The sequence below is a fragment of the Ruegeria sp. D4 genome, from assembly GCF_056534475.1.
The window spans coordinates 1-12,953 of the sequence record NZ_JBQFPJ010000020.1 but is presented as its reverse complement, the minus strand read 5'-3'; the positions used below and the strand labels follow the sequence as shown (position 1 = coordinate 12,953).

At 57.0% G+C, this 12,953-nt stretch carries 13 protein-coding genes; 8 read left to right on the top strand and 5 right to left on the bottom strand.

Annotated elements, in window-relative coordinates:
* Window positions 1-371 precede the first annotated feature (371 nt).
* From ACR0MI_RS20015 to ACR0MI_RS20000, 4 genes are all read right to left on the bottom strand, one after another.
* A complete protein-coding gene (locus tag ACR0MI_RS20015) occupies window positions 372-1,538 on the bottom strand; it encodes an adenylate/guanylate cyclase domain-containing protein (RefSeq protein ID WP_170613879.1) in 1,167 nt (388 codons plus the stop codon).
* A gap of 113 nt (window positions 1,539-1,651) precedes the next feature.
* Complete coding sequence (locus tag ACR0MI_RS20010; protein ID WP_170613878.1) at window positions 1,652-2,254, bottom strand: NAD(P)H-dependent oxidoreductase; 603 nt, start codon at window positions 2,252-2,254, stop codon at window positions 1,652-1,654.
* The gene (locus ACR0MI_RS20005) at window positions 2,251-2,643 is read right to left on the bottom strand and encodes a nuclear transport factor 2 family protein (RefSeq protein ID WP_170816921.1); all 393 of its coding nucleotides are present in this window, start codon (window positions 2,641-2,643) and stop codon (window positions 2,251-2,253) included. The genes ACR0MI_RS20010 and ACR0MI_RS20005 overlap by 4 nt, the downstream gene beginning before the upstream one ends.
* A 20-nt stretch (window positions 2,644-2,663) precedes the next feature.
* Entirely contained in the window at window positions 2,664-3,158 is a 495-nt protein-coding gene (locus ACR0MI_RS20000; RefSeq protein ID WP_480855397.1) for a nuclear transport factor 2 family protein, read from the bottom strand.
* A gap of 141 nt (window positions 3,159-3,299) precedes the next feature.
* Here ACR0MI_RS20000 and ACR0MI_RS19995 point away from each other — a divergent pair, with 141 nt between their 5' ends.
* The 5 genes from ACR0MI_RS19995 to ACR0MI_RS19975 all read left to right on the top strand — a co-directional run bounded on the left by ACR0MI_RS19995 (window position 3,300) and on the right by ACR0MI_RS19975 (window position 7,476).
* Window positions 3,300-4,196 (top strand): LysR family transcriptional regulator, encoded by an 897-nt coding sequence (locus ACR0MI_RS19995; RefSeq protein WP_170613876.1) that lies wholly within the window; start codon window positions 3,300-3,302, stop codon window positions 4,194-4,196.
* Between the two features lie 51 nt (window positions 4,197-4,247).
* Window positions 4,248-5,135 (top strand): helix-turn-helix domain-containing protein, encoded by an 888-nt coding sequence (locus ACR0MI_RS19990; protein ID WP_170613875.1) that lies wholly within the window; start codon window positions 4,248-4,250, stop codon window positions 5,133-5,135.
* 113 nt (window positions 5,136-5,248) lie between these two features.
* Complete coding sequence (locus ACR0MI_RS19985) at window positions 5,249-6,202, top strand: alpha/beta hydrolase (protein ID WP_170816919.1); 954 nt, start codon at window positions 5,249-5,251, stop codon at window positions 6,200-6,202.
* A 60-nt stretch (window positions 6,203-6,262) separates the two neighbouring features.
* Window positions 6,263-6,772 carry a nuclear transport factor 2 family protein gene (locus ACR0MI_RS19980; RefSeq protein ID WP_170816918.1) on the top strand — a complete coding sequence of 170 codons (510 nt, stop codon included), beginning with the start codon at window positions 6,263-6,265 and terminating at the stop codon, window positions 6,770-6,772.
* Window positions 6,773-6,783: 11 nt separating this feature from the next.
* Window positions 6,784-7,476, top strand: a complete 693-nt coding sequence (locus ACR0MI_RS19975) for an SDR family oxidoreductase (RefSeq protein ID WP_170613872.1) — start codon at window positions 6,784-6,786, stop codon at window positions 7,474-7,476.
* Window positions 7,477-7,478: 2 nt separating this feature from the next.
* Here the strand turns inward: ACR0MI_RS19975 and ACR0MI_RS19970 are convergent, their stop codons facing one another.
* Entirely contained in the window at window positions 7,479-8,315 is an 837-nt protein-coding gene (locus ACR0MI_RS19970) for a LysR family transcriptional regulator (protein ID WP_170613871.1), read from the bottom strand.
* A gap of 91 nt (window positions 8,316-8,406) precedes the next feature.
* Here ACR0MI_RS19970 and ACR0MI_RS19965 point away from each other — a divergent pair, with 91 nt between their 5' ends.
* From ACR0MI_RS19965 to ACR0MI_RS19955, 3 genes are all read left to right on the top strand, one after another.
* On the top strand, window positions 8,407-9,402 hold the full coding sequence (locus tag ACR0MI_RS19965) for a zinc-binding dehydrogenase (protein WP_170816917.1): 996 nt from the start codon (window positions 8,407-8,409) through the stop codon (window positions 9,400-9,402).
* A 31-nt stretch (window positions 9,403-9,433) separates the two neighbouring features.
* Window positions 9,434-9,709 (top strand): SDR family NAD(P)-dependent oxidoreductase, encoded by a 276-nt coding sequence (locus tag ACR0MI_RS19960; protein ID WP_170613869.1) that lies wholly within the window; start codon window positions 9,434-9,436, stop codon window positions 9,707-9,709.
* 135 nt (window positions 9,710-9,844) lie between these two features.
* On the top strand, window positions 9,845-12,772 hold the full coding sequence (locus tag ACR0MI_RS19955; protein ID WP_480855391.1) for a hypothetical protein: 2,928 nt from the start codon (window positions 9,845-9,847) through the stop codon (window positions 12,770-12,772).
* Window positions 12,773-12,953 lie beyond the last annotated feature (181 nt).

Here is a 12,953-nt window from a genome sequence, read left to right as displayed (position 1 = left end):
AGTCGCTGCATTCCAGTATCACCGACGTTGCGAGCATTCTCATTAAGCGCATCATGAGGAAGTTGAAGTAGGCCAACACCGGGGAACGAAGCTGCCGTTCCCCTCTACGTCTGCCTTGGAGTCAGCACCATCAGCGAAATCACACCAAGGGTAGGCTGCGGTCATTCTCTATTGACCCGATTCAGTGGTTTAACTTCACCCAAAACAGAAATTGGTATTTCAACCAAATCCAGAGGCACGTGGCCAACCTGTGCTCTTTCCTACCTTTCGCCGACTGGTATCAAAGTGCAGAAATAGCTACCTTCCCGGCGAAAAGATATATTCTTGCGATCGGTACGAAAATAACAATTGAGTTCGCCGACTAGTTGATTTCAGGAGCGTTTCTCTCGGGTCTTAAACACCTCGATTTCCTCAGGCAAGCCGCGAACAGAATGATAGCCGGCTGACTGGATTTTTCGCTTCATGTGCTCGGCGACGCTCTGTGCCACCAATATCTTTTCGTCCAGTTTCTTACACAGGTCCTGAACCCGACTAGCCACGTTCACAGCCTGACCGACGACCGTGAAATCCAAACGGTCCGGACTGCCGATGTTGCCAAAGGTGACGCGACCGAAATCAATGCCGACTACGAATTTGATTGGCTCTTTTTTCTTTTCGACTGCTGCATCGTTGTAGTCGCGCAGATTGGCCAGGGCTTGTTCTGCCGCCTGTACCGCAGATCTGCACGAGGCTGCCGCATCGTCATCAACGTTGAAAATAGCGAGTATGCCATCCCCCATGAATTTAAGAACATCACCCCCATTGTCCTGGATGGGTGACACCGCCATCTCGAAATACTCACCCATCATGCAAAGCAAGTCGCTTTCGGACCAGGATGAAGCTTTCTCAGTGAAACCGCGCAGATCCGCAAACAGGATTGCGGCAGAAACTGTTCTGTGTTCGTTGCGCTTTATGTGCCCCTGATCGATTTCTTCTGCGGGGCCGTGCCCCAGATAGGTTTGAAGAAGGCTCTTTTGCGACTGGCGTATCGCAATGGGTTCCAAAGCAGCGGCAAGTGCGTATCGCGTGTCTTCGATGTATCGGATATGCGAGTCCGAAAATCCAGCATCTGCGTTAGAGGTAAAACTGGTGCCCTGAACCGAGCCGTTTCCATGTTCTAGCGGGATGGCCAGAAAATCGGTGGCGCCTGCTTCGGCCAGCTCGGCATAGACCGGATGTTCTGCCTGGACATTGAGATCGGTCAGACGCTTGCGCAATGGGCGCCGCTGGGTGACGACATATTCGAACGGACTGCCTTGCCACGCACTGGTCGACAAAACCGTGGTCGGTACGGTGTAACGGCGGGTTTCCTCGGGTGTCCAGATGATCCCCCACGCGCTGAGCAAAGGGTTAGAGTAATTCTGTGCAATCCTTGCGCGGGCCAAAGGTACGCCAAGCGCGGTCAATCCTTCGCAATACCCTTTGACGATGAGCCTCTCGTCGCCCAGCAGGCGACCATCGGAAATCAACCAGTGGTTCAGGCGATCAATCTCGGTCACTGGGCTCTCACACTCTTGTTCCGCGCTGATAGTTTACCCGTCATTGGTAGTTAGAAAACCCGCGCCGGCTGGAAAAACCTGTGCTTTTATGCCGGGCGCAGGATAGGTCGGCCTCAGCTTACTGCCGCTGCCAGTGAGGGGTCGCCTTCCAATTGTTTGAGCAAACGGGCCTGTCTCACCTTGGGGTCCAGTTCGGGGTCGCTCAAATACGCCAACATATGGGGGACGTTCGCGTCAATCTGCTCCTGAGTGGCCACAGCCATGCCATGAGCCACGAACGGCCTTAGATACGTCATTCCGGCCAGGTTCGCTGTCTGTTGGAACGGTTTCAGAAACTCGGCCATCGTAAAGTTGTTGTATCCGCCTGCGTGATAGCTGTGCTCGGGACCTCCGGTCGAGACAAGGATGAGGAACTCACGACCTTTTAGTTGGTCGCCGCCCGGCCCATAGGCAAAGCGATAGTTCAGCACCTGATCCATCCAAGCTTTCATCACCGGGGGTGCTGAATACCAGTAGAATGGAAACTGGAACACGATCCGGTCATGGGCCAGCAAGAGGGCCTGTTCGGCTTCGACGTCAAAACGCATATCGCCGCGGCCAATGGCGGCCAGATCGCGGGTTGTCACGTCGGCGGCCTCTGAAAGTGCGTCAAACCAGGCGCGGTTGATGCGCGATTTGCCCAGGTCCGGGTGAGCGGTGAGTACGAGAGTTTTCATGTGTCTGCCTCTTGCAGGAACTTAGCGGAATAATGAGTGATCAGCTGGCGGCCATCTGTGCGGGTTTCGAAGCGCCAGTGTTCCTGAACGCGGGCTTCAATGTGGTCTCCTGAAACGGTCGTGGCACGAAACAGAACTTCGAAATGTGCGACACCGGGCTTGATTGCAACCTTGCTAACGTGATGCTCGGTTGGGCGCTGCAAAGTCTCAAGCACGCCACGATACCAGGCCCGCACGCGGTCATGCCCGCTGAGTGTGGTGTCGACGTCAGGCATGTCCCAGTGCACGTCTGGGTGGAGATCAGGCAGGAATTCTCCGATCGGATCCAGCTTGTCAAACCGGGCAAACCAGTCTGCGATGAAACTGCGGATTTCGGGGTAATCGGGCACTTGAAACACCTGTTAATCGTTTATTTGGCCAGTCGCTCAGGGACCGGAGCCAGCGAGTATTGGGACCAGAAAAACGTGTTTGCCGCGTCCTGATCGGCGGACAAGTTGGTTGCTTCGACGATCTTGCCATTCTCAATCCGATAGACGAGGGCCCATGTGGTATCGACATTCGGTTTGCCGTCTGCGTTCGACCAGCCACGGTGGATATCAACCACATGGGTCTCGTCCGCTCCGAAATAGATGGGTTCAGCCTGAAATCCGGCTTTGCCCAGTTGTTCGAAGAAGGCCAGCACCTCATCACGACCAATCTTAGTTCCGGACAAGGGGTGGCGGCCCGGGATGTGCCATTTGACGTTTTCGTCCATCACGGCTGCGATGCCGTCCAGATCACTGGTGCCATAGGCGGCAAAGAAGTCCTGTACGACTTTGATATTGTCTTCGGAGGATGCGGCCATGGCGGTATCTCCTGCGATCAAAGCAGCGGTGAGGGCAGCAACTTTGGTCAGACTGTTCATCTTGTGTCCTCCTGAATACTTGGTGACAGCCTTCTGGGCTGCGATGACACAAAGATAATAACTCCGGTCGCACGTGATAATTCACTCTTCATTCACCTCTTTCATGTATACAGTCTAATAATGGAGTAATTCGGGGACACGATGCGCCTGCCACTTTCCACCCTTGAGATCTTTACCGCCATCGCGCGCCATGGGTCGTTGCGTGCTGCGGCAGAGGTGCTGGGCATCAAACCGTCGACCGTCAGCCATCAGCTGAAAGCGCTGGAAGAACAGCTGGGCACCGCGCTTTTTGTCCGGACGACCCGCTCAATCAGCTTAACAGAATCCGGACGGGCCCTGATCCGTGGCGCAGGCCCTGCCTTCGACCAATTGTCCGAAGCAGTCGAAAGTGCCCGAAGCACCGGTCACGCCGCGCGGGGCACGTTGAAACTGGCGATGCCGGAATTCGCCTACCACCTGTATGTTGGTCCGGCGCTCAAGAGTTTTTGCGGCGCATATTCAGAAATCGAACTGGAACTGTCGCTGACCGATGCGCTGTCAGACATACTCGGCGAGGAGTTGCATGCTGGATTCCGTCTGGGGGATCGTGTGGCGCAAGACATGGTGGCGGTGCGGTTGACGCCGCCGCTTCCGGTGACCGTTGTCGCCAGCCCGGACTACTTTGCGGCACAGGGTATCCCGGAAACGCCGCGTGATTTGCTTGGGCACAACTGCATCCGCTATAGATTTCAGTCTTCAGGTCAGATTGCGCCATGGAGTTTTCAATCGAGCGAAGGGGAGTACTCTGTCGATGTGCAAGGCAATCTGATCGCGAACGCTCTTCCAGCTTCTGTCGATCTGGCCAAGCGAGGACTGGGACTGGCCTATACCTTCAAGGCCTATGTCGACACGCAGATCGCAGCAGGAGAGTTGCAGCCGGTTCTGGATGACCATTTGGCCCCCACCCCAGGAATTTTCATGTATTTCCCGCGCGAGTATAAATCTATGATGCCCTTGAGGTTATTCATCGACCACATAAAGCACCAGCAACCTGTTTGACCCTGCACGCTCAGACCTCACATATCGAGTATTGCAAGCCGGAGCCGCTTTTTGCCCCTAAGATACGCTGATATCTACCCGTCAGAACCTTTGCTGAACAGCGATGCGATGCAGCGCCCTTCGGCGGCTGGTTTGATGTCAGTGCGTTATTTTCGGGCCGAACCTGATCGGATGCCAGAGGAGGTGTTTGCAGAACACCACGTCCTTCTGAACCTGCAGGAAAAGGGGCATCGCGTGCAAAACTGGCGGGATGGCACGCTGCGGGATTTCACCTTTTGCAAGGACGAGGTCATCGTGACCCCGGCAGGTATGCGGTCGGGGTGGCGGTGGTACGGACAGTCCGATGTGATTGTGATTACCCTGCATCCGGACAAGGTTCAGCACTTTGCGCAGTCTGAACTTGGTATGCTGCTGGCTCCGGAGCAGTTTCACGACCAACCGCAGTTTTCTGATCCTGACCTATGTGCTGCGGGCGTCATCCTGCGCGACGCGCTTGCGACCGACGACATGTCCTCGGCGGTGATGTTCGAAGCCATGAGCCGGGTTTTTTTGGTCAAACTGCTGCAGAAATACGGCAAACGCCGCGCCGAAGAGGTTGAGCTGTCCTCGCGCTTTACCTCGCAGCACTATCAACGGGTGCTGTCCTATGTGCAGGACCGTTTGGATCAGACGATCACCGTCGATCAATTGGCGTCTGAGGCGGGCATGAGCCCTTCGCATTTCGCGCGGGTTTTCAAGGAAACGCTGGGCTCGACCCCCATGCAATATGTCATGGCCTACCGGGTCGAACAGGCTATGAAGATGATCGAAGACCCCGCGCGCCCACTGGGGGATATCGCTTTGGCCTGTGGGTTTTCGGATCAGGCGCATTTCACGCGCAGTTTCAAACAGGTGGTAGGGCAGACCCCGCGCGCGTTCCGTGCGGCGAATGCTGTATAAAGCAGAATCTTTCAAAAACGCGGCAGTCCGGTGCAAGTTTCCCTGCCACCGGCGGCGTATCTCATATGTCATCGGGCTTGAGCCCATCCAGACAGATTTTGGGAGATACCGCTATGAACACACTCACTCTGACTACTGCCGCAGCGCTGATGGCATCAACAGCCGCCGTTGCTCAGGTAGAAACCCGCACGGTCACGTTCGAGAACGAAGGCGCTACCCTGTCCGGCACGCTGTACCTGCCGGAAGAGCGCGGATCTGAACCGCTGCCCACAGTCGTCGTAACCGGGGCCTGGACCTCGGTTCAGGAACAGATGCCTGCGAACTATGCCCGCGAGATGGCCGAGCGCGGCTTTGCTGCCTTCACCTTTGATTTCCGCGGCTGGGGCAAATCGGGTGATCTGCCGAACAACGTGCGCTTCGTCGAAAGCCCAGAGGCGAAGACATCGGATATTAAAGCAGCCATCGCATTCGTCGCGACGCTACCCGAAGTGGACGCCGATCACATCAACGGTCTGGGGATCTGCGCTTCGGCCGGGTACATGGTGGATGCGGTTTCCGGCAACCCGCTGATTCAGGCGCTGGGCTTGGTTGCACCATGGTTGCAGAATGAAGAGATTGTCGAGGCAGTCTATGGCGGTGCAGAAGGTGTCGCCGGGCTGATTGAGGTGTCCCACGCCGCCGAGGCCGCTGGTGGCCAGATCATTCCGGCGGCAGGCCCCGAGGGTGCCGAGGGCGTGCTGATGCCGATCGGCGGATACTACTATGAGGCCGACCGCGGCGCGATCCCGGAATATGACGACAAGTGGAACAATGCGGGCTGGGAGGGCTGGCTGACCTATCATCCCGCCGACAATCCGCAGCGATTGGATAAGCCACTGGCCATTGTGCACTCGGAAAGCGCGGCGATCCCACAAGGCGTACAGACATTTCTTGCCGGTTTCGCAGGCGATGCGACCGCGCAATGGCTGGAGGATGTCACGCAGTTCGATTTCTACGACAACCCCGAGGATGTCACCCGTGCGGCAGATACCGTCGCTGACCACTTCCGCGCCGGTTCGAGCAACTAAGCACTGTCCGGACGCCGAGTAATCGATCGGCGTCCACCCTCAACTATTCGGAGCATCCTCATGCGTAGAAAACTCACATCGACCCTTGCAGCCGTCTCGATGATCGGAACCGCAGCGTTTGCCGAGCAGCAAGCCGATATCTCGACCGCCATTACCGACATCGCAGCAGGCGCTGACCGCCACGACTGGACCCGTGTGCGCGGCGCGTTTGCCGATACCGTCACGACGGATTACACCAGCCTCTGGGGCGGAGGACCGGTTACACAACCCGCATATGAGCTTGTGGCGGGTTGGTCCGCTTTCTTGCCCGGTTTCGACGCGACGCACCATATGGTGACCAATCATACGATCACCTCTCTGTCCGACACATCCGCCACGGCACAGGCTGATTTCACAGCAACCCATCGTCTTGATGACGACCTGTGGGTGCTGGGTGGCCGCTACGACTATGAGCTTGCGAAATCAGACGGCCGCTGGGTTGTCACATCGATGACCATGACGGGAATCTGGGAATCTGGTGACCGTGGGCTAGTGGCTCTTGCCGGCCAGCGCGCGGCCGAGGCGAATTGAAGGAAGGAACCATGACCAGTCAGCGCATCGCACTCGTGACCGGAGCCAATCGCGGTGTTGGTAAAGAAGTATCCCGGCAATTGGCCCGAGACCACGGGATGAAGGTTTTGATGGGTGCGCGCGATCTGGTCAAAGGGCAGGCTGCTGCGGATGAGATCGGAAATGGGGCGGAAGCGTTGCGTTTGGACGTCTCCGATCCCATCTCAGTCGCTGCGGCTTTCGAGCAGATTGAAGCCGCCTTTGGTCGCCTTGATGTTTTGGTGAACAACGCGGGCTTGGATTACGACACCGACCAACAGGTCCACCTCGCCGATCTGGATCGGGTGCGCCGGGCGTTTGATACGAACCTCTTTGGCCCTTGGGATACCACAATCGCGGCGGTGCCACTGTTACAACGAGGCACGGATGCCCGGATCGTCAACGTCTCATCTGGCGCGGGGTCGCTGACCAGCATGTCCGCCGGCACACCCGGCTATGGCGTGTCCAAAGCGGCTTTGAACGCGCTCACCCTCAAGACCGCTGCCGCGTTGAAACCTCAGGGTATTCTCGTCAATGCCGTGTGTCCCGGCTGGGTTGCCACGGATATGGGCGGCGGGGGACGTCCGATTTCCGAGGGCGCCAAGGGCGTTGTCTGGGCAGCGACCTTGCCGAAAGGCGGCCCGACCGGAGGGTTCTTTCGCGATGGCGTCGCAATTGATTGGTAAGTTTAGCCGGGTGTCATGAAATCAATCAGCTTCCTGACCCGCGTGGGCAAAAGGCGGCGACTGGGATAGACGGCGAACATGTCCCGCGTCATCGGTGTAGCGTCTGTGACCTGCAGCCGTTGCAAATCACCGTCCATCATATCCAAAGGCAGCATGGCGACACCCAGGTTTCGACGGGCCGCCTGCGCAATGACATCAAGGTCGGTTAAACTGTGCGCGGTATGTTTAGGGTGTAGTGTCTCCCCGCTCTCAAGCACCCACGGCTGACCAGCTGTCAGGGCGGGCAAGGTTAGGAAGTCCAACCTGGATATCGGTCCATCCAACCAGCACTTCTGAATGAAGCCCTTTCCTGCGCAAAAGCAGTAGGGTACCGACCAAAGCCGTTTCGCGACAAGGCTGGAATCCGTCAGCGGGCCGACCCTAAAGGCCAGGTCGATATTGTCGCGAAAGAAGTCCAGCATGATGTTGGTCGTTGTCATCTCCAGCGCCACATCCGGATTCTGTTCCGCAAAATCCAACAGCCGAGGGCCAATGGTCGTGCGCGCGGCCAACGGTGGTGCCGTGATGCGGATGCTCTGGCGCCTGGTATCGTCGGTAAATCCCGCAACACCTTGCAGCGCCTCAATCGGGTTCTGGCATCGGTCCAGAACGCGACGGCCCTCCTCCGTCAGGCGAACCTGGCGGGTTGTCCGCTCGAACAGTTTGGTGCCCAGGTGGTCTTCCAACTCTGCAATCCTTCTGCTGACCCGGCTGAGCGGTATGCCCAAACGGTCCGCAGCCTTGGAAAAGCTGAGATGGTTGGCGACGACAGTAAACAGGGCAAGGTCGTTATAGATCATTATCCTATTTTTGGGATTATATCTCTCAATATCAACTATTATCATTCGATGCCGTGACTTCTACCTTCTGCGCGACAGAAGGAGACAGCTCATGCCTTTCGCCATTGAAATCACCCAGACCGGCAAACCGGACGATTTATGCAAAACCAAAAGGGCGACGCCGACCCCCGGCGCCGGGGAAATCCTGATCCGCAACAAAGCCGGAGCGGTCAACTTTATCGACACGATCATCCGTCGCGGTGAGATGCCTGAGGGGATGATGCCCGATCTGCCTCATATACCCGGAGTTGAAGGAGCCGGAGTTGTCGAGGCGCTGGGTGCGGGGGTCGAAGGCTTCTCTGTTGGGGACCGCGTGGCGTGGATGGGGCCGATTGGAGCCGGTGGATACGGTACCCATTCGGTGATCGCTGCGCCCTATGTCACCCGGCTGGCCGATACCGTGGAATTCGAAACCGCGGCCGCAATCCCCGTCAACGGGACGACCGCGCATCACATGCTGGTCAATCTGGGCGGCGCTGCGGTGGGCAAATCCGTGCTGGTTCACGCGGCAGCCGGGGGCGTAGGGACCATGGCACTGCACATCGCAAAGCATCTGGGCATGACCGTGATCGCTTCGACCAGCACCGACAAGGTTAGGTATGCCAAAGATCAAGGTGCCGATCATGTCATCGATTATCGCACCGAGGATGTAACCGCACGGGTGATGGAAATCACCAATGGATGCGGCGTGGATCTGACGCTGAACCCAATCTCGGGCGAGTCTCTGAAATCAGATCTCGAAATGCTGGCACCTATGGGCACTGCAGTTCTGTTCGGGTTCCTTGCCGGTCTGCCAGCAGGCAGTTTTGCCGAAGACTTGGCGAAGCACTTCCAGAAATCCATCTCGATCCGAGTCAGCGACATATACACATATTTTGGTAACCGACCCGATCAGTTTAGCGCGGATATGGCCATAGTGTTTGATTTGCTTGAGACGGGCGTTCTGCGTCCGCAAGTCGCCGCTTTGCCCATCGCTCAAGCCGCCGAGGCACACCGTCGTCTGGAAGCCGGTGAAACCACCGGCAAACTGGTGCTGAGCATCGACTGATCAATCCAACAAAAAAAGAGGAGCAATAGCAATGAGTACGGTTTTCGAGACCGCCCTGAAAGGCAAGCATATTGTCATTGTCGGCGGTAGCAGTGGTATGGGGAAGGCAACGGCAGAGATGGCCACCGCCCTCGGGGCAAAGATCACCATCGCCAGCCGAAGCGCTGCCAAGTTGCATGCGGCGGCAGACGAAATCGACGGCGGAGTGCAGATCGCACCGGTCGATACAACTGATGAGGCCGGCGTGAGATCATGGGTCGGGTCTCTGCGCATTGCCGTCCTTAGCGCGGACTGCAGCACCTGGTAACTTTGGGCTCAGAGCGGTCGCCCGCTGCGCCAAGCATGAACGTCGGCTTTGCGGACCAAGCCGACGTTCACGGCGGGTGTCTCGGCTGTTGCTTCCTCGTCTTGCCCCCGTTCCAGTGTTCAGAACGCAATTCTTGTGTTAACCTTTTTACAATTTAAACGCCGCTTTTTTGCCGATGCCGACAGGATACCCACATTGACGATTACATCTCTCAAATGGCCGCCCGACGAGTATCAAAAGGATTTTTGGCCTCCAAACTGGCTACGCGAAGAAGATGGGTATCCGGGATCAGGTCATCCGTCGCGACTGATCGCGCACAAAAATGTGCCATACATTGCGATTATAACAGGTGAAGACGACTTGGAAGCTGCGCTGAAAACCGTCGCAGCTCGATACGTCGAAGCAATTCGCGATCTGCTGGACTCTGACTGGAAGTCATCTGACCCTACGGAAGAAAAACCAGTTGTAACTCCGTTGATGCCGACGAGCTGGCATGATGCGCTTGGTCCTGTGCCCCCCACGCCCCAGCCCGGTCTCATTAGCTGGCTCGACATCTGGCCTGCCATTGGCTCAGCAGTCGGTGCCAATCCGCCGACACTTGCGTCGTGGAACCTGTCGCGGCAAGAAAACGGCGAGCTGCCAGCCACAGTGATCATGACAGCCGCAGAAACCTATTCCGTTGTGGACAAGGTGGCGTCTTACTCATTCGGAGTGCGCGTTCCCATGTCGGTGACGTCCTACGATGGCGGTTTCCGCGTAACTGTCCGCTCTGTCACGGTCGAGCGTCCTGCTGAAGGCTATATCAGCGCCAGCGAACTTTTGATGAATGGTGACCCTGACGAAGAAGCATACATTCAGGCACTTCTGGCTCGTAGCGATGTAGGCTCATTTCAGTCGATCTTGGGTGAACTCACGGCATTAAGTGCCAAAGATGCGTTTGTTGACGAAAATACAATGAACGCGGAACAACTTCTCATACCAGCAGTTCCAGTCGGGACAAGCGAGACCCAGGTATTTCGATTTGCCTTGTCTTCGAAAGCCAATTCCGCCCCTCAGAACTCAACGCAATACAATGTGCGACCGGGCTATCCAATTCCTCAAAGCTATCAGATCGTTTCCGATTTTGAGCTTTCGTTGCCTCTGAAACCTGAAGACACACCCATATCTACCGAGGTCGGCCCGCTGGTTTCTCATGGCGCGGACCCGGGGGCCGCGGAGGTTTTCGTAAAAACACCGCCAGGTTGGATTGAGGCAGATGGTCAGCTTTACAAGTACACGCTGAGACGTCCCTCGCGCGAAGACAAGGTCCTTGAGGCGTACCGTGTCGCCCGCGACATCGGGCCTGAAGTGGAAATGGAGCTGGAAGATGACGGTTTTGAAGTCCGCCGCTGCCCGGACTACGTGATTGCAGACAAAGAGGACGGCCCCGGCGTGAAAACTGTCCCGCTTCCAGGCGGAGAGGACCCTGCGCCACGCCGCAACGACTTTTCTGCGATCATGACCTATTGCCACAGCCTCGATTTCTTTCACTTCATGGAAGCAGTCGGGTTGCCGCCGGCTCTTTACGCGGTGCGCGCACAAAAGAAGGTCGAGATTTTCTATCGATACGGAATTTTTCCGGGCCCAGGGCGGGACGGCAAAACGGTCAATGCACAGGTTGCATTCGATTGTGCTGAGGCCTCACAAGGTGTTCAGCCAAAAGTACAAATCCGGCTGGCATTGGCCAATCTTAACCGTTGGGCACGGCCAGAGAACCCCGCCGCCACAGGGTCGACACATCCGGACAAACGATTTCTGCCACTTGAGCCACTTGGAATTGCATCCAGTGGGCGCTGGATGCTGCACGAAATGGGGCACTATCTGATTGCCGCGCGTCTCGGCAAACTGGAATTCGATTTCGCGCACAGTGCGGGAGATGCGCTGGCGGCGGTTTGGTATGATCCCTTTTCTCGGCTGGGTGGTCCGTCAGACGGTCTCGGCCCACAGTTCCGGGGAATCACATACCCCTTTGTTTTCACAACACGAAGACATGACCGGTCCCCGCTACTGGGTTGGGCGTGGTATGGAGCCCTCAATCGCTCAGTGATTGCCGCACCTCCAACCAGCTGCGATACCCTTAAAGGGTATCTGAGCGAACAGATTCTGTCCTCTACTGTCTTCCGGCTATATCTCGCACTTGGGGGCGACACGGTTCAGGACGGCAAACCAGACCGCTACATCCGCTATCGTGCTTCCTTTATGACGCTCTTCCTTCTGGTCCGTGCGATAGCATCCTTTGCGCAATCCCCGTCGAAAGCGGAGATGCTCGAGCTAGCGATGGAAGACGCGAGCCTGTTAATGAACACAGCCGTCGGCATTCCAGCACCGGCACCGGGTACACTCGACACCACACCCGCGCTGACAGCCGGGGATACGTGGTCGGGCGGGATATCGCATAAAGTCGTGCGGTGGTCCTTTGAAGCGCAAGGCATGTTTGTTGAAGAGGTCAAGCAAACAACAAACGGCCCGGGCCGCGCTGCACCCGTTGATGTCTATCTGCGGGACGGCAGACCAGAGGAAGACGACGTGCTCGGTGGCACCTTGCACTACGGGCCAGGCAGCTACGCGCCCGTGTCTCTCGACTGGACCGGGGAACGTGCGTGGATGGTTGACCCAGCACAAGGCTTTGTGCTCGGAAACCGCGGGCGCGTGGCTTCAGGAGAAGTTCGCTTGAGGATGTGGCTCGGCATTGTAACCGGCGATATGACCGAGCCACATTGGGATCTCACGAACAGCATCAATTGGATGCTTGTTGTTCCACTTCCTCCCGTTCCAAACTTGGACCCAGAATCAACTGAAGTGGTTGGGATTCACGACGACATCAACGTAGCGATGGGACAAGCAAGTGAAGGCACGACATTCATCTGCCTCCTTGAGAGCAGTTGCGACGACGATTTGGCCAACTCGGACCCGCAGGCGTTGTTGGCCGCAGAGATCCCGGACCAAGCAAATCCACCAAGACAACCACGAGCGCTGACCGATCTGGTGGCGGGCGACAACAACCTTGGTCTGATGTTGTTATAGCTTCCCTGTTGCCTTAGGGGCCTACAGGCGGAGCCCACGAATCTGGCCATTCGCTGGTCGCATGCGAAATAATCGCGTCAAGTGTCGGACAATCAATCCGTTCTGCATCACCGAGCGGTTTCATGAGGAGTTCCCACATCGCCGCCGACGAGAGGCGGCTGGCGTAGCTGTCGGAGGGATA